The 16,167-nt window shown below is 55.9% G+C and carries 17 protein-coding genes; 4 read left to right on the top strand and 13 right to left on the bottom strand.

Features of this window, described 5'->3' with window-relative positions; translation table 11 throughout:
* From ugpE to Q7C21_RS10465, 8 genes are all read right to left on the bottom strand, one after another.
* On the bottom strand, positions 1-846 hold the full coding sequence (gene ugpE / locus Q7C21_RS10430; RefSeq protein WP_003852217.1) for a sn-glycerol-3-phosphate ABC transporter permease UgpE: 846 nt from the start codon (positions 844-846) through the stop codon (positions 1-3).
* Positions 843-1,730: a sn-glycerol-3-phosphate ABC transporter permease UgpA gene (gene ugpA / locus Q7C21_RS10435; RefSeq protein ID WP_375150708.1), complete on the bottom strand. Its 888-nt coding sequence runs from the start codon at positions 1,728-1,730 to the stop codon at positions 843-845. The genes ugpE and ugpA overlap by 4 nt, the downstream gene beginning before the upstream one ends.
* Before the next feature lie 55 nt (positions 1,731-1,785).
* Positions 1,786-3,102 carry a sn-glycerol-3-phosphate ABC transporter substrate-binding protein UgpB gene (ugpB, locus tag Q7C21_RS10440; protein WP_003852214.1) on the bottom strand — a complete coding sequence of 439 codons (1,317 nt, stop codon included), beginning with the start codon at positions 3,100-3,102 and terminating at the stop codon, positions 1,786-1,788.
* A gap of 618 nt (positions 3,103-3,720) precedes the next feature.
* Positions 3,721-4,434: a high-affinity branched-chain amino acid ABC transporter ATP-binding protein LivF gene (gene livF, locus Q7C21_RS10445; protein ID WP_008926291.1), complete on the bottom strand. Its 714-nt coding sequence runs from the start codon at positions 4,432-4,434 to the stop codon at positions 3,721-3,723.
* Position 4,435: 1 nt separating this feature from the next.
* Positions 4,436-5,203 (bottom strand): high-affinity branched-chain amino acid ABC transporter ATP-binding protein LivG, encoded by a 768-nt coding sequence (livG, locus tag Q7C21_RS10450; RefSeq protein ID WP_003852209.1) that lies wholly within the window; start codon positions 5,201-5,203, stop codon positions 4,436-4,438.
* A complete protein-coding gene (locus Q7C21_RS10455) occupies positions 5,200-6,471 on the bottom strand; it encodes a high-affinity branched-chain amino acid ABC transporter permease LivM (RefSeq protein WP_003852208.1) in 1,272 nt (423 codons plus the stop codon). Before Q7C21_RS10455 ends, livG begins: the two co-directional genes overlap by 4 nt.
* A complete protein-coding gene (livH, locus tag Q7C21_RS10460) occupies positions 6,468-7,394 on the bottom strand; it encodes a high-affinity branched-chain amino acid ABC transporter permease LivH (protein WP_008926292.1) in 927 nt (308 codons plus the stop codon). Before livH ends, Q7C21_RS10455 begins: the two co-directional genes overlap by 4 nt.
* A gap of 71 nt (positions 7,395-7,465) precedes the next feature.
* On the bottom strand, positions 7,466-8,593 hold the full coding sequence (locus Q7C21_RS10465; protein ID WP_003852205.1) for a branched-chain amino acid ABC transporter substrate-binding protein: 1,128 nt from the start codon (positions 8,591-8,593) through the stop codon (positions 7,466-7,468).
* A gap of 395 nt (positions 8,594-8,988) precedes the next feature.
* Here Q7C21_RS10465 and panM point away from each other — a divergent pair, with 395 nt between their 5' ends.
* On the top strand, positions 8,989-9,384 hold the full coding sequence (gene panM, locus Q7C21_RS10470) for an aspartate 1-decarboxylase autocleavage activator PanM (protein ID WP_008926293.1): 396 nt from the start codon (positions 8,989-8,991) through the stop codon (positions 9,382-9,384).
* Between the two features lie 60 nt (positions 9,385-9,444).
* Here the strand turns inward: panM and rpoH are convergent, their stop codons facing one another.
* The 4 genes from rpoH to ftsY all read right to left on the bottom strand — a co-directional run bounded on the left by rpoH (position 9,445) and on the right by ftsY (position 13,889).
* Positions 9,445-10,302, bottom strand: coding sequence for an RNA polymerase sigma factor RpoH (rpoH, locus tag Q7C21_RS10475; protein ID WP_003852201.1), 858 nt, complete (start codon positions 10,300-10,302; stop codon positions 9,445-9,447).
* Positions 10,303-10,541: 239 nt separating this feature from the next.
* Positions 10,542-11,525 carry a permease-like cell division protein FtsX gene (gene ftsX, locus Q7C21_RS10480; protein ID WP_003852199.1) on the bottom strand — a complete coding sequence of 328 codons (984 nt, stop codon included), beginning with the start codon at positions 11,523-11,525 and terminating at the stop codon, positions 10,542-10,544.
* On the bottom strand, positions 11,515-12,183 hold the full coding sequence (gene ftsE / locus Q7C21_RS10485) for a cell division ATP-binding protein FtsE (RefSeq protein WP_003852197.1): 669 nt from the start codon (positions 12,181-12,183) through the stop codon (positions 11,515-11,517). Before ftsE ends, ftsX begins: the two co-directional genes overlap by 11 nt.
* 5 nt (positions 12,184-12,188) lie before the next feature.
* Entirely contained in the window at positions 12,189-13,889 is a 1,701-nt protein-coding gene (gene ftsY / locus Q7C21_RS10490) for a signal recognition particle-docking protein FtsY (RefSeq protein WP_337028761.1), read from the bottom strand.
* Positions 13,890-14,121: 232 nt separating this feature from the next.
* Here ftsY and rsmD point away from each other — a divergent pair, with 232 nt between their 5' ends.
* Positions 14,122-14,721 carry a 16S rRNA (guanine(966)-N(2))-methyltransferase gene (gene rsmD / locus Q7C21_RS10495; protein ID WP_003852194.1) on the top strand — a complete coding sequence of 200 codons (600 nt, stop codon included), beginning with the start codon at positions 14,122-14,124 and terminating at the stop codon, positions 14,719-14,721.
* On the top strand, positions 14,711-14,983 hold the full coding sequence (locus Q7C21_RS10500; RefSeq protein WP_003852192.1) for a DUF1145 family protein: 273 nt from the start codon (positions 14,711-14,713) through the stop codon (positions 14,981-14,983). The genes rsmD and Q7C21_RS10500 overlap by 11 nt, the downstream gene beginning before the upstream one ends.
* 26 nt (positions 14,984-15,009) lie before the next feature.
* On the opposite strand, the gene Q7C21_RS10505 is transcribed toward Q7C21_RS10500, so the two are convergent.
* On the bottom strand, positions 15,010-15,366 hold the full coding sequence (locus Q7C21_RS10505; protein ID WP_039660845.1) for a DUF2500 domain-containing protein: 357 nt from the start codon (positions 15,364-15,366) through the stop codon (positions 15,010-15,012).
* A gap of 145 nt (positions 15,367-15,511) precedes the next feature.
* On the opposite strand from Q7C21_RS10505, the gene Q7C21_RS10510 reads away from it, so the two are divergent.
* Positions 15,512-16,141, top strand: a complete 630-nt coding sequence (locus Q7C21_RS10510; protein ID WP_003852187.1) for a lysoplasmalogenase — start codon at positions 15,512-15,514, stop codon at positions 16,139-16,141.
* The last annotated feature ends 26 nt before the right edge of the window (positions 16,142-16,167 follow it).

Genomic DNA, 16,167 nt, shown 5'->3' on the forward strand with positions numbered 1-16,167 from the left:
TTATTTCTCACTCTCAACCAGACCGCGCACAAAGGCACGCTGCATGACTAACACCACCACCAGCGGCGGGATCAGGGTTAATAACATTGCCGCCATCACTTCATTCCACTGGGTCGGCGATCCACTGGTGGAGATCATACTTTTGATCCCCGCCACCGCTGTGCCGAGGCTGGCGTCATTGATGATCAGCAGCGGCCAGAGATACTGGTTCCAGCCGTAGATAAAGGTGATGACAAACAGCGCCGCCAGATTGGTTTTCGACAGCGGCAGGACAATGTCGATAAAGAAGCGCATTGCGCTGGCACCGTCGATACGCGCCGCTTCTACCAGCTCATCCGGCAGCGACATAAAAAACTGACGGAACAGGAAAGTCGCGGTGGCCGACGCCATCAGCGGCAGGGTTAATCCGCTGTAGCTGTCGAGCATATTAAGGTCGGCTATCACCTGCACCGTGGGGAAGATACGCACTTCAACCGGCAACATCAGGGTGATGAAGATCAGCCAGAAAAAGAGCGTGCGCAGCGGAAAGCGAAACCAGACCAGCGCAAACGCCGACAGCATTGAGACGGTAATTTTGCCGAAGGTGATACCCAGCGCCATGATCATGCTGTTGAGCAGCATGAGGCCAAACGCTGGTCCGCTGCCGTTGACGCCCTGCGTCCAGATGCGCGAGATGTTCTCCCACAGGTGCGTGCCGGGCACCAGGGTCATCGGCACCTGATAGACCGCCTCGTTATCCAGCGTTGCCGCCACAAAGGCGACATAGAGCGGAAAGAGGATAGTGAGCACGCCCAGCACCAGCACGATGTGGCTGAAGATATCCAGCCCGCGTCGATTCTCAATCATTGGTATTGCACCTTACGTTCAACAAAGCGGAACTGAAGCACCGTCAGCCCGATCACCAGCAACATCAGCACCACCGACTGCGCCGCGGAAGAGGAGAGATCCAGACCGGTAAAGCCTTCGCGATAGATTTTGTAGATCAGCGTGGTGGTCGCCTGCACCGGCCCGCCGCCGGTTGCGGCATCGATCACCGGGAAGGTATCGAAGAAGGCGTAGATCAGGTTCACCACCAGCAGGAAGAAGCTGACTGGTGTGATCAGCGGCAGCGAGAGATTGAAGAAGCGACGCACCGGTCCGGCACCGTCGATGGCAGCGGCTTCCACCAGCGATTTAGGGATAGACTGCAGTGCGGCAAAGAAAAACAGGAAGTTGTAGCTCATCTGCTGCCAGATCGACGCCAGCACCACCAGGAACATCGCCTGACCGCTGTTCTGCGCGAAGTTCCAGTTGTAGCCGACGTGGTTCAGCAGGTAGCTGAACAGGCCCAGGCCAGGGTTAAACAGAAACATCCACAGCACAGCAGCCACCACCGGCGCAACGGCGTAAGGCAGCAGCAGCAGGGTCAGATAGAGGCGGCGGAGTCGCACCACATAATCCACCAGCGCCGCCAGCAGCAGCGAGAAGACCATGCCAAACACCGTGACCATGCCACTGAATTTTATCGTGGTCCAGAAGGAATCCAGATAGTAAGGATCGGCAAATAGCCGTCTGAAGTTTTCCAGCCCGACAAAGCTGCTGGAGATGCCAAAGGGATCGAGGCTTTGCAGCGAGTACCACAGCGCTTCACCCGCAGGCCAGAGAAAGAAGATGGCGGTAATCAGCAGTTGCGGCAGTACCAGAAGATAGGGCAACAGACTGGTGCGAAAGACCGGACGGGATGAAGACATGGCATACCTGGCGTCAGAAAGAGCGGGCCAGCCTGAGCGGGCCCGCAGGAAGAGATTACTTCACCTGCTGCTGAAAGCGGCGCAACAGCTCGTTGCCGCGTTTCACGGCGTTATCCAGTGCGCTTTGTGGCGACTGTTTGCCGGTCCAGACACTTTCCAGCTCTTCGTCGATCACGGTACGAATCTGCGGCATATTGCCCAGACGCATGCCTTTAGTGAAGGGCAATGGCGGCTTGTTCATCATCTGGCGAGTGGCGATATCCGCACCCGGATTTTTGTCGTAGAAGCCCTGCTGTTTCGTCAGCTCGTAGGCGGCGGTCGTAATCGGCAGATAGCCGGTTTTCTGGTGCCATTCCGCAGCGATTTCCGGTTTAGCCAGGAACTGCATGAACTCAGCTACGCCTTTGTACGTTGCTGCATCTTTGCCTTTCATTACCCACAGGCTGGCTCCGCCAATCAGGGCGTTCTGCGGCGCATTCGGTACGGTGTCGTCATACGGCATCATGCCAACGCCGAAGTTGAATTTGGCGTAGTGACGGATATCGGCCAGCGAACCGGATGAGGCGGTGGTGATACCGCAATCGCCGTTATAGAACTTGGCGGTGGATTCATCTTTGCGGCCAAAGTAGGTGAAGTCCCCTTTCTTGTTCATCGCTTCCAGCAGTTCGATATGACGAACCTGCACCGGCTTGTTGAACTCCAGCACCGCATCGAGTCCGTCAAATCCGTTGTTTTCCGTCGCGACCGGCAGAGCATGCCAGGCACTGAAGTTTTCAATCTGGATCCAGCCCTGCCAGCCGCTGGCGTAGCCACAGCTCATGCCCGATTTACGCAGTGCGGCGGCATCTGTCGCCAGCTCCTGCCAGGTTTTAGGCGGCTGGTCCGGGTTCAGGCCCGCTTTTTTAAAAGCGTCTTTGTTGTAGTAGAGCACCGGCGTCGAGCTGTTGAACGGCTGAGAGATCAGCTGACCTTTGCTGTCGCTGTAGTAGCCCGCCACCGTTGGCACGAACTGTTTTTCATCGAAGGGAATGCCGGCGTCTTTGAATACCTGATGCACCGGCACAATCGCCTTTGAGGCCATCATGGTCGCCGTACCGACTTCATAGACCTGCAGCACCGCTGGCGCTTTGCCGCTGCGCACGGCCGCAATCCCTGCTGCCAGGCTCTGCTCGTAGTTACCTTTGTAGGTCGGAACAATTTTGTAATCGGGATGCGTCTCGTTAAAACGCTGTGCCAGCGAATCCACTTCTTTGCCAAGCTCGCCTTCCATGGAGTGCCAGAAAGGGATCTCAGTGGCGGCCATGGCATGGCTGCTGAGCGTCAGACCGAGCAGCGCGCTCATCAGGCTACGACGAAAGGTAACGACGGACATAGAATTTTCCTGTGCAGGTAAATACGCGTGAAATCACGGATTTCTGTTTCGCGAAGTAACATGACACGGGGAAATGACGGATTAATAACAGGGAGATGACAGCAGGATGACAGGCGAAAAAGAGGAAAAGCGGAGCAGCTAACTATTGTTGAGATTGTTGACAAAGTCTGGCTTGGTTGCTTTAAGACTGTGCCCTGCACAGAGAACACGGTCAGATCGGAAAGACGCAAAATCCGCCATCCATGACACGCTCGGCCCGCACCGTCCATGGCGCGGGACGCTTTCCTCTTCTGCCCGTGTTCCCTGCGCGTTAAGTTTATGTGTTGCGGCCAGATTCACCTGATTTGAGTTTGTCAGCAGCCTGAGCTGCTATACATCATTATTACGTCGGATTTATTACCAGAAGCTGCAACGGCCTCTGGCAATGGCAGAACTTGCCCCTACTTTCAGGCAAATTTAAAGGCCGTCGGCACCACCACCCACACCGACACTCAAGGCCGTCGGCGTCGCAGGCAGTTCGGCACCGGCCAGCGCACAGCATCCGGAGCGTACTGAAGTACGTGAGGAATGCGAGCACTGCCCGGTGTCGAAATGGCAAGTAAGCCAGGCCTCTAAACCTTAAGCGCCGAGGTAAGCGCTGCGGACGGCTTCGTTGGAGAGTAGCGCTGCACCTGTGTCTTCGAGCACCACATGCCCGTTCTCCAGCACATAGCCCCTGTCCGCCAGCTTCAGCGCCTGGTTCGCATTCTGCTCCACCAGGAAGATCGTCATCCCCTCGCTACGCAGTTGCTCAATAGTGTCGAAGATCTGCTGAATAATGATCGGTGCCAGCCCCAGTGACGGCTCATCCAGCAGCAGCAGTCGCGGCTGGCTCATCAGTGCACGGCCAATTGCCAGCATCTGCTGTTCGCCGCCTGACATGGTGCCAGCGCGCTGGATTTTACGCTCTTCCAGACGCGGGAAGAGTTCATAAACGCGTTTGATCCGCGTCAGATAATCCGGACGGCTGGCAAAAAAACCGCCCATCGCCAGGTTCTCTTCCACCGTCATGCGCGAAAACACCCGCCGGCCTTCCGGCACGATGGCAATCGCTTCACGCATAATGCGCGCCGTTTGCCAGTCGGTGATAGCTTTGCCATCAAAGGTAATGGTGCCCTGCGTGGCGCGTGGCTCACCGCACAGCGTACCCAGCAGCGTGGTTTTTCCGGCGCCGTTAGCGCCAATCAGGGTAACGATTTCACCCTGATTGATATAGAGGCTGACATTGTGCAGCGCCTGAATTTTGCCGTAGTGGGCGCTGACGTTCTCAATGGTTAACATCGCATTTGCCATCTCAGGCCTCTCCTAAATAGGCACGGATGACATCCGGATTATTACGAATCTCTTCCGGCGTTCCGTTAGCCAGCGGCGTTCCCTGATTAACCACATAAATACGGTCAGAAATGCCCATCACCAGCTTCATATCATGTTCAATCAGCAGCACTGATACCTTATGTTCGCCACGCAGCTCCGCAATCAGCGCATCCAGCTCGTGGGTCTCTTTAGGGTTAAGGCCTGCTGCCGGTTCATCCAGCATCAGGATCTCCGGGCGCGTCACCATGCAGCGTGCAATCTCCAGCCGACGCTGCTGACCATAGGCCAGATTGCCCGCCTGACGGTTAGCCAGCTCCAGCAGACCGACCCGCTCCAGCCAGGTCGCCGCGCGATCCAGCGCCTCGCTCTCACTACGGCGAAACGCAGGTGTTTTCAGCAGGCCGGAAAACACGCCGCTTTTCAGATGCTGATGCTGAGCGACCAGCAGGTTTTCAATTACCGTCATCTCACGGAACAGACGCACATGCTGGAAAGTACGCACAATGCCCATCTGCGCAATCTTCTGACCCGTCAATCCTTCCAGATGCTGTTCACGCAGTTTAATCGTGCCGCCAGTGGGCTTATAAAAACCGGTCAGGCAGTTAAACACGGTGGTTTTACCGGCACCGTTAGGGCCAATCAGCGAAACGATCTCCTGCGGACGCAGCTCCAGCGCCACATTGTTCACGGCTAACAAACCGCCGAAGCGCATCATCAGGCCTTCAACGGCTAATAAAGGCTGGATCATGCCTGCTCTCCTTTTTTACCGGTTCTGAGCTTCAGATGCGGACGCTTCATCGGCAATAATCCCTGCGGACGCCAGATCATCATCAGCACCATCAGGCCACCCAGCACCAGCATGCTGTATTCATTCAGATCACGCATCAGCTCGCGCGACACCACCAGCAGAATGGCCGCCAGAATCACTGCAAACTGCGAACCCATTCCGCCCAGAACCACAATCGCCAGCACAAAAGCCGATTCGACAAAGGTAAAGGACTCCGGGCTGACAAAGCCCTGGCGCGCAGCAAACAGCGTGCCCGCGAAACCAGCAAACGCGGCACTGATGGTAAAGGCGGTCAGCTTGATGCGGGTCGGGCTCAGGCCCAGTGAACGGCAGGCAATCTCATCCTCACGCAATGCTTCCCAGGCACGGCCCAGCGGCATCCGCAGCAGCCGGTTGATCACGAACAGCGTCAGCACCACCAGCAGCAGCGCCACCAGGTAGAGATAAATCACGCGGTCGCTGGGATCGTATTTCAGGCCAAAGAAATCGTGGAAGGTGTTCCAGCCCCCTTCAGAGACTTTGCGGCCAAACTCAAGGCCGAACAGTGACGGTTTGGGGATCTGCGCAATGCCGTTGGGACCGCCGGTAATCGCCGTGTTATTCAGCAGCAAAATACGCACAATCTCGCCGAAGCCCAGCGTGACGATCGCCAGATAGTCTCCGCGCAGGCGCAGCACCGGAAAGCCGAGCAGCAGCCCGAACAGCGCCGAGACAATGCCCGCCAGCGGCAGACACTCCCAGAAGCCGAGACCAAAATAGTGGTTCAGAAGAGCAAAGGTGTAAGCGCCAATGGCATAGAAGCCACCATAGCCGAGCACCAGCAGCCCCGACAGGCCGACCACCACATTCAGGCCCAGACCGAGCATCACGTAGATCAGCGTCAGCGTGGCGATGTCTACCGTGCCGCGCGACACGAAAAAGGGCCAGGCCACAGCGACCAGGATCAGCGCCAGCATAAACAGCTTCTGCTTCGGCGTTGAGCCGTCGATGCCAGGCAGCACCAGCGCCGGACCGGAAATCTTTTTCAGACCGCGCTGCCAGAACGGACGCAGCAGCTGAAACAGAAAGACCACGGCACAGCCGACGAAAATCCAGTTCCAGCGCACGTCGCCCGCGCTCTGCACCACCAGTCGGGTGCCGTCGAGGCCGAGACGCATGCCCATAAAGAAGCTGGCCAGCACCAGCAGCATGACAGAAGAGAGCAGCGCGTTGATAAAGGAAGATTTCATACTTTCTCAACCTCCGGGCGACCCAGAATCCCGGTCGGCATTACCAGCAACACCACGATCAGCAGAGCAAACGACACCACATCTTTGTATTCCGTGCTGAGATATGCGGAGGTCAGTGCTTCAGCAATGCCCAGAACCAGGCCGCCAATCATCGCGCCCGGAATACTGCCAATGCCGCCCAGCACGGCAGCGGTAAAGGCTTTCATGCCCGCCATAAAGCCGATGAAGGGGTTGATGGAGCCGTAGAACTGGCCCAGCAGCACGCCCGCTACCGCCGCCATGGCAGCACCAATCACAAAGGTCAGCGAGATGACGCGGTCGGTGTTAATTCCCAGCAGGCTGGCCATTTTCAGGTCTTCAGCGCAGGCGCGACAGGCGCGGCCCATGCGGGAATAACGGATAAAGGTGGTCAGCGCCAGCATCGCCAGGAACGTCACCACCCAGATCACAACCTGCATGGTAGAAATTGTGGCGGCAAAACCGTTGCTCTCGCCTACCGTCCACTGTCCGGTGATCAGGCTCGGCAGCGCCAGGTCGCGTGAACCCTGCGTCAGGCTGACGTAGTTTTGCAGAAAGATCGACATGCCGATGGCGGAGATCAGTGCGATCAGACGCTTCGACGATCGCACCGGCTTATAGGCGACGCGCTCTATGCTCCAGCCGTAGGCGCTGGAGATCAGTATCGCCATCACGAAGCCAGCGGCAATCATCAGCCAGCCCGTGTCGATACCCATCATCATCAGGGCGGCAATCACGATAAAAGAGACATAGCTGCCGATCATATAGACTTCGCCGTGGGCGAAGTTGATCATGCCGATAATGCCGTAAACCATGGTGTAACCAATGGCGATCAGCGCGTAGGTGCTGCCGAGAGTGACCCCGTTAAGCATCTGCTGAATGAAATAAAGAAACTGCTCGGACATAGTGAAGACCTGCATGAGAACGGGAAAATCCTCTGCCGACGCGGCAGAGGATTGGTCTGTCGATGGAACGATTACTTAACTGCGGTAGACGAACCGTCTTTGTGCCATTTGAATACGCCGAACTCGAAGCCTTTCAGATCGCCTTTCTGATCCCAGCTCAGGTTGCCCATCACTGTTGGTACCGGCTCACCGGTTTTCAGGTTTTTCGCGATCGCGTCTGGCTCGTCGCTCTTACTGCGTTCGATACCCGCTACCAGCGACTGGATTGCCGCATAAGTGGTCCAGACGAACGGACCGGTCGGATCCTTGCGATTCTGTGCGCTGTTGGTTTTGATGGCCTCAACAATCGCCTTGTTCTCCGGCAACTGGTCGTAGCGCTTCGGCAGCGTCACATAGATACCTTCTGATGCATCACCCGCGATATTGGAGAGTGAAGCGTTACCCACGCCTTCCGGTCCCATAAAGCCCGCTTTCAGGCCAGCCGCTTTCGCCTGACGCAGAATCTGACCCATTTCCGGGTAGTAGCCACCGTAATAAACGAAGTCGACGTTCTCTTTCTTCAGGCGCGTAATCAGCGTAGAGAAATCTTTATCGCCTGCAGTGATGCCTTCAAACAGCACCACGTTGCCGCCTTTCGCTTTCAGCGTTTTCTGTACTGATTCCGCCAGACCCTGACCATACTGCTGCTTGTCATGCACCACGGCGATACGCTTAGGCTTGATCTGATCAAGAATATAGTTCGCGGCAGTCGGGCCCTGATCGGAGTCCAGGCCGGTTGTACGCATAATGGTTTCGTAACCGCGTGCCGTCAGCTCCGGTGCCGTGGCTGCCGGGGTAATCATCAGCACACCTTCATCGTTATAGATGTCGGACGCAGGCTGGGTAGAAGAGGAGCAAAGATGGCCGATAACGTATTTAATGCCGTCGTTAACAACCTTGTTTGCCACCGCCACGGCCTGTTTCGGATCGCAGGCATCGTCATACTCTACGCCGACCAGCTTGTTACCGTTTATGCCGCCTTTGGCGTTAATGTCCTTAATCGCCTGCGCGGCACCAGTGAACTGCATATCACCGTACTGCGCGACCGGGCCAGTTACGGCACCAACGATAGCGATTTTAATGTCGGCAGCCAGGGCGGCGTGGCTCATTGCCAGCGCAACGCAACCCGCCAGTAATGCGCGGCCTTTACTCATTTTCATGCGGACTTCCCCATCTTGTTGTGACTGTGAGTTGTGGTTTGCTGTTGCTACCGGATAAAGCCGAAAAATGATGTTTATGAATGGTTTAGCGCACTTTTCCGGTATTTTTTGATAATAAGGCTTTATTTTTCAGGTTATTAAACAGGAATTTTCTTCTTTAAATCAACTGACATATTCAGAATTGACTGAGTGAAACAGCATAATACACTGGAGGCAATGGCCGGTTTTTCACCATTTTGCCAGCGCGTTGTGCTGGATTGATCGTCTGATTTCCCTGTTTACAACTATCATCCTGGCATCCAGGCCATCTTTTGACCTGTTTTATTGATGAAAATGTGGTGGCACTCTGGTTGTATACTTTCGCTGCACTTTCCCCTATTACAGAGGTTTTTGTTATGAAGCTCACTATTCAGCGTTTAACCACGCTGACCGCGCAGGACCGCATCGATCTGGGCAAAGTCTGGCCGGATCTGGAGATTGAAAAACTGGAGCAGCACCTGGATGAGCGTCATCGTCTTTATGCCGCACGCTTTAACGATCGGCTGCTGGCGGGTCTGCAGCTGGAAATCTCAGGGATGCATGGCAAGGTCCACCGGCTGACGGTGCGCGATGTCACCCGGCGACGCGGTGTGGGACAATATTTGCTTGAGGAGACGATCAGGCAGAACGGGTCGATATCAGACTGGTGGATTGCCGATGATGGCAGTGACGATCAGCAGGTGCGGGCGGCATTTATGCAGGCGTGTGGTTTCAGGGCGCAGAGTGATGGGTGGATACTGGCGGTAGAGTAGCCTGACGCAGAAAACAAAAAGGGCGACATCATCTGTCGCCCCTTGAGGTGTCGAAGTGCGTTACGCTTCGATCGCCATACGCAGTTTCTTCATGGCGTTCTTTTCCAGCTGCCGGACACGTTCCGCTGATACGCCGTATTGATCGGCCAGCTCCTGTAGCGTGGTTTTGTTGTCTTCATCCAGCCAGCGGGCGCGAATGATGTGCTGACTGCGCTCATCCAGACCTTCCATCGCATAGCTCAGCTTGTCAGCGGCATGCGCGTCCCAGTTATCCTCTTCAATGCCGTCAGCAAAGTCAGAGGTTTTATCCTGGAGATAAAGCACCGGCGCCATCGAACGGCCTTCGCTGCTCTCATCGTCGGCAGACATATCAAAGGTCATGTCCTGCGCGGCCATACGCGATTCCATTTCACGCACATCTTTGCTGCTTACGCCCAGCTCACGCGCAACCATCTCGACTTCGTCCTGATTGAACCAGCCCAGACGCTGCTTGGTTTTACGCAGGTTAAAGAACAGCTTACGCTGTGCTTTGGTGGTCGCGACTTTCACGATACGCCAGTTACGCAGCACGTATTCGTGAATCTCCGCTTTAATCCAGTGCACGGCAAATGAAACCAGACGCACGCCCACTTCAGGATTGAAGCGACGCACCGCTTTCATCAGACCGATGTTGCCTTCCTGGACCAGGTCAGCCTGTGGCAGACCGTAGCCGGAGTAATTACGAGCGATATGAACTACAAAGCGTAGGTGAGACAGGATCAGCGTCTTTGCTGCTTCCAGATCGCCCTGGTAATGCAGCCGTTCAGCCAACGCTTTTTCCTCTTCAGCCGAGAGCATCGGCCAGGTATTCGCAGCCCGGACGTAAGACTCCAGGTTGCCAAGAGGAGCAATAGCTAAAGTTTGCATTTCTTTGGTCATTCAAACCCTCACAAATTTAGTGGAATTGCCGCACATTTCCCTGCGCAGACGATACATTACGTCAACGTCGCGCGAAATCCGAAAGCAATCTGTGCTACTTAGAGTGCTAAAGTTATCCACAAGTTCAATTATAGCGGTGAATATTTTACACACAGATGACAGGAAGGGAAGAGGGAGAAATCCTCTGCACCCACCATCGGTAGCAGAGGACCATTATAACAAAAAAATGTTGCAGGCGTTTACTGCGGCGTAAATCGACGTAAATGTTGTACCGTTGCCAGCCACGCAGCCACCCAGCCGATGATTGCTGCAATCAGTAAAAGCAGCAGCGCCTCATCCCAGGAGAAGCCTTCCAGCGAGAAGGTGGTACCAAATACGGTCGCCACACTGGCGACGACAGACTGGAGACGCAGCACCAGCACTTCCGACAGCAGCAGCGACAGCACCGCGCCGCTGAACCCCAGCAGCGCCCCGCCGTAGAGGAAAGGACGCAGGATAAAGCCGTCAGTCGCACCAATCAGCTTCTGCACGTTAATCGTGTCGCGTCGGGCAAAGATGCTGAGACGAACACTGTTACCGATCACCAGGAACACCGCCACGATCATCAGCACACCAATCATCGACGCGATTTGCCCCACCAGTCCGGTCAGTGCAGCCAGCCGCGCAAACCAGCTGTCATCCATCCGCACTTCATCCACGCCCTGCACTTTGGTGACCCGATCGCGCAGGCTCTGCATGGTGTCAGAGTTCTGGAAATTGAGTTTCGGCGTAATGATGGCTACCGCAGGCAGCGGATTCTGCTCCAGCATATCCATTGCGCCGCCAAAGCCTGACCAGTTGCGGAACTCATTCAGCGCCTCTTCCCGTGTCAGGTAGTTAACGTTATCCACGCCTTCGACCTGCTTGAGCTGCGCCACGACGTTTTCTGCTGCCGTGTCATCAAGCGTTTTGGAGAGATAAACGGTTAACTGCGGCGCCGGATACCATTGCGTGGCCGCCTGGCTAACGTTTTTCCACACCATGTAGCAGACGCTGGGCAGCGTCAGGGAGATGGCAATAACCATCACCGTCAGCAGCGTGGCCAGCGGCTGACGCCACATGTCTGAGAGCGTGCCACGCAGTGCATAGCGCCACTGCTCCTGCCAGCCGCCCTTCAGCGCTTTACTCTTCGATGGCTGCTTCGCTTTCGGTGCAGCCGGACGTTTAATGCGTTTATTGACCATCGTGGCCTCCGTGCAGACGTCCCTGATTCAGCGTCATCATCCGGTAATTACGCCGGGCGATCAGGCCGCTGTCATGCGTTGCCATCAGAACGGTGACGCCAACGCGGTTAAACTCTTCGAACAGGCGCAGAATGTCTTCTGACAGCGCGTCATCAAGGTTACCGGTCGGTTCATCTGCCAGCAGCACGGCTGGCTTGTTCACCACCGCCCGGGCGATGCCCACACGCTGCTGTTCACCACCCGAAAGCTGAATCGGATAACTTTTCGCTTTGTCGAGCAGGCCGACTTTATCCAGCGCCGCCGAGACGCGACGACGGATATCTTCGCCGCTGGCACCGGAAATAATCAGTGGGATAGCCACATTGTCGTAAACAGAGCGATCCATCAGCAGGTGGTGATCCTGGAAGATCATGCCAATCTGACGACGCAGGAAAGGCACCTCACTGTTGCGCAGGCGGGAAATGTCATGGCCGCTGAACCAGATTTTTCCGGCACTCGGGCGTTCAATGCCACAAATCAGCTTCAGCAAGGTACTTTTACCGGCACCGGAGTGGCCGGTCAGAAACGCCATTTCGCCAGGACGCAGACGGAAATCTACTCCCTGTAGCGCCTGACGTCCGCCGAGATATGCCTTACTGACCTCTTCAAAGCGAATCATCCTAATTAGTCCTCTCGGGCAAACAATGCCTCAATAAAATCTTCCGCCTTAAACGGCCGTAAATCTTCAATGCCTTCACCGACGCCGATGTAGCGAATCGGAATACCGAACTGATCGGCCACCGAGAAGATGACGCCGCCTTTAGCGGTGCCATCCAGCTTGGTGAGCGCGATACCGGTCACGCCAACCGCTTCGTTAAACAGTCGGGCCTGGCTGACCGCATTCTGTCCGGTGCTGGCATCCAGCGTCAGCATCACTTCGTGTGGCGCTGAATCATCCAGTTTTTTCATCACGCGGGTGATTTTTTTCAGCTCTTCCATCAGGTGCGATTTGTTCTGCAGACGACCGGCCGTATCAGCAATCAGCACGTCAACGCCGCGCGATTTCGCTGCCTGAATGGCATCGAAGATCACCGAAGCAGAATCTGCACCCGTGTGCTGAGCAATCACAGGAATGTTATTACGCTGGCCCCACACCTGCAGCTGCTCAACCGCCGCTGCACGGAAAGTATCACCAGCCGCTAACATCACCGTTTTGCCTTCGGCCTGATACTGGCGCGCCAGCTTACCGATGGTCGTGGTTTTACCCACGCCATTGACGCCAACCATCAGGATGACAAACGGCGTTTTGCCTGAGACTTCCAGTGGCGCATCCACTTTTGCCAGAATCGAGGCCATTTCCGCTTTCAGCAGGCCGTAGAGCGCTTCGGCGTCACGTAGCTGCTTGCGGTTTGCCTGCTGGGTAAGATGGGTAATGATGCGGCGCGTGGTATCCACACCGACATCCGCAATCAGCAGCTGCTCTTCCAGCTCATCAAACAGGTCATCATCAATCTTTTTGCCACGGAACAGACTGATAAAACCGGAACCGAGGTTCTGACGGGTTTTGACCAGGCTGCGCTTCAGGCGAGCAAAGAAGCCCTCTTTGCTGGGACGTTCCTGCTCCTGCACGATGAGTGGCGCGGCGGCCAGCGGAAGATCGCTGACGGTGTCGGATAATGTATCTGCCGGTTCCGCGTCAGTGACGTCGGCTTCGCTCAATGCCAGCGCGGTCAGCTCTTCTTCGGTCAGCGGTGATTCCGCTTCACTGTGAGAGATTTCAGCGGTGGGTGCGTCATCCCGTGCCAGCGCGGTCAGCTCTTCTTCGCTTAATGGCGCGTCTGCTTCACTGTGTGGCGTTTCAACGATAGGAGCATCGCCCAGCGCCAGCGCTGTCAGCTCTTCGTCGCTTAACGGCGCGTCTGCTTCACTGTCCGGGATTTCAATGATCGGAGCGTCGCCCAGCGCCAGCGCGGTCAGCTCTTCTTCGCTTAACGGCGCGTCTGCTGATGCGTCGTCCGCGATCGGCGTGACCACATCGTCGGCATCGATAACCGGCGTCGCGTCATGTTCAGGTGCGGAGACGTCCAGTAATGCTTCAGGATCGGCCTCAATCGGCTCAGCCTCATCCAGCACCGCCGGTGCTGATTCGTGCGGCGCAGCCGCGGTGACGTCCGCCTCACGCTGCTGTTCGGCCACCGTTTCGGTGATAGCGACAGTCTCTTCCGCTTGCGCTTCAGCCTGGCTTAATGCCGGCGCTTCCTGTTCAGTCTGCTGCTGTGCGGGTTCTGCGACCTCGTGTGTCTGCTCCTCCGCTACAGGTTGTTTCTCTTCCTCTTTGCCAAATCCCAGCCAGGAAAAAAAGCCACGTTTTTTCTCTTTTGCCATTGTGTGACGACACTCCTCGATGGCTTTGTCCCGGTCGCGCGTGGTTTCCAGGGGTAAATCAATGAAAGTCGGTCAGCGCCAGACCGGCGTAAACCGCAGAATAATGCATGACTTCAGCAACTCAGTAGTCTAACACTTTCCAGCCAGCTCACCACAGCACCCTTTTTTAACGTTTCTTCTCACCGATTCGCCCGTTAAACTACGCAACAAATTATGACGAGTTGTGAGCAAGATGAATAAAAACCCCCGCAGTACAGGCGGTGCCGGGCAGATTCGCATCATTGGCGGCCAGTGGCGCGGACGTAAATTGCCGGTGCCGGACAGTGCCGGACTCCGCCCGACCACCGATCGGGTGCGTGAGACACTGTTTAACTGGCTGGCCCCGGTGCTGCCAGAGGCGCGCTGCCTCGACTGCTTTGCCGGTAGCGGCGCATTAGGGCTGGAGGCGCTGTCGCGTTACGCGGGATCGGCTACGCTACTGGAGCTGGAACGGCCTGTGGCACAACAGCTGACAAAAAATCTGCAGACGCTGCGCGCGAGCAATGGCACTGTGATTCAGACCAATGCGTTAAACTGGCTGGCACAGCCGGGTACCCCGTTCGATGTGGTGTTTATTGATCCGCCGTTTCGTCAGGGATTGCTGGAGCAGACGTTGCAGTTGCTGGAGCAGAATCACTGGCTGGCCGACCAGGCACTGATTTACGTCGAAAGTGAAGTGGAAAATGGCGCACCGCCGGTGCCGCCCGAGTGGGATCTTTATCGCGAGAAAATAGCCGGACAAGTGGCTTATCGTTTGTATCAACGTCAACAGGAGACGCAGGATGTTACTTAATTTGGGGCGTCTGTTGATGCTATGCGTGTGGGGATTTTTACTGGCTAACCTGGTTCATCCCTACCCTAAACCGCTGACGTATTTTATCAACGTTGCGCTGATTTTCATGATCCTGATGCATGGCCTGCAGCTGGTTTTACTGCGCACCACGCAGACCAAAGATGCGCCGCCAATTGACCGCGTCACCCAGGCCAAAGTGTTTCTGTTCGGGGTGTTCGAACTGGTCGCCTGGCAGAAGAAAAACTTCCCACGCAAGAAATAGTGCCGTGCGGGCGCCATGCCCGCCGGTCACTGCAGGGGCGTGAAGCTGATAAAGCGCGTGCCCTGCATCTTCAACTCGCCTCTCGCGCCTTTATCCAGCTGATGATATTCCGCCTCTTTCAGCTGCACCTTGATGTCGCTGGCCCCGTTCAGTGGATGAAACAGCACCTCATACCGCATCTCTTCTCCGGCGATCACCTCACGCTGCCGTGAACGGCGATTGGGAGAAGGAAATTCACGTTTAGTTTTGACCTCGGCCTGCAGAGAACGCACCGGTGAGGCATCATTGACCGCCACTTCACGGCGTTGCTTAATGAACTGACGGGTCGCCAGCACGGCGATTATCGCCAGGACAATGATAAAGATTAGCGGCGGTTTGCTCATAGTGCTCTTGTGCCTGCGGGGAAAATTAATCAGGCGGTAAAGCATACAACCAGAGTTGACCGATTGTCACATCTCAGGGGCTTAACCTAAACTGGAAGGGATATTTTGGGATCTTTCACCACTTTGAGTAAAAAAGGGAGAAACAATGCTCTGGTCTTTCCTCGCTGTACTTTTCTCCGGCTGGCTCTATGTCGACGCCACCTATCGCGGCCCTCAGTGGCAACGCTGGCTGTTTAAACCGGTCACACTGCTGCTGCTTGTCGGGCTGGCCTGGCAGGCGCCGGTGCTGCAGACCACGGACTACCTGATTCTGGCCGGTCTGGTCGCGACACTGGTCGGTGATGCGTTAACGCTGCTGCCGCGTCAGCAGATGCTCTATGCCGTCGGGGCTTTCTTCCTGTCGCACCTGCTTTATACGCTCTGCTTCGCCGCCAGCATGACCATGACCTTCTTCTGGCCGATTCCGCTAACGTTGCTCATTATCGGTGCCGCCCTGACTGGCATCATCTGGAGCCGACTGGAAGATCTTCGCTGGCCTGTCTGTACGTTTATCGGCATGACGCTGGTGATGACCTGGATAGCGACCGAGCAGTACTTCTTCCGTCCAACTGATTACAGCTTCTCTATCATGGTCGGTGCCGGCCTGCTGCTGCTGGCAAACGCCGTCTGGTTTATCTCGCACTATCGCCGTCGCTTCACCGCTGACAGCGCGATCGTCGCCGCCTGCTACTTTGCCGGTCATTTTATGATCGTGCGCTCATTGTGGGTCGTCTGAGAAAATAGCCTTGACTCTGGAGTTCA

The organism is Pantoea sp. ANP04 (genome assembly GCF_041982285.1).
Taxonomy (GTDB): Bacteria; Pseudomonadota; Gammaproteobacteria; order Enterobacterales; family Enterobacteriaceae; genus Pantoea; species Pantoea eucalypti.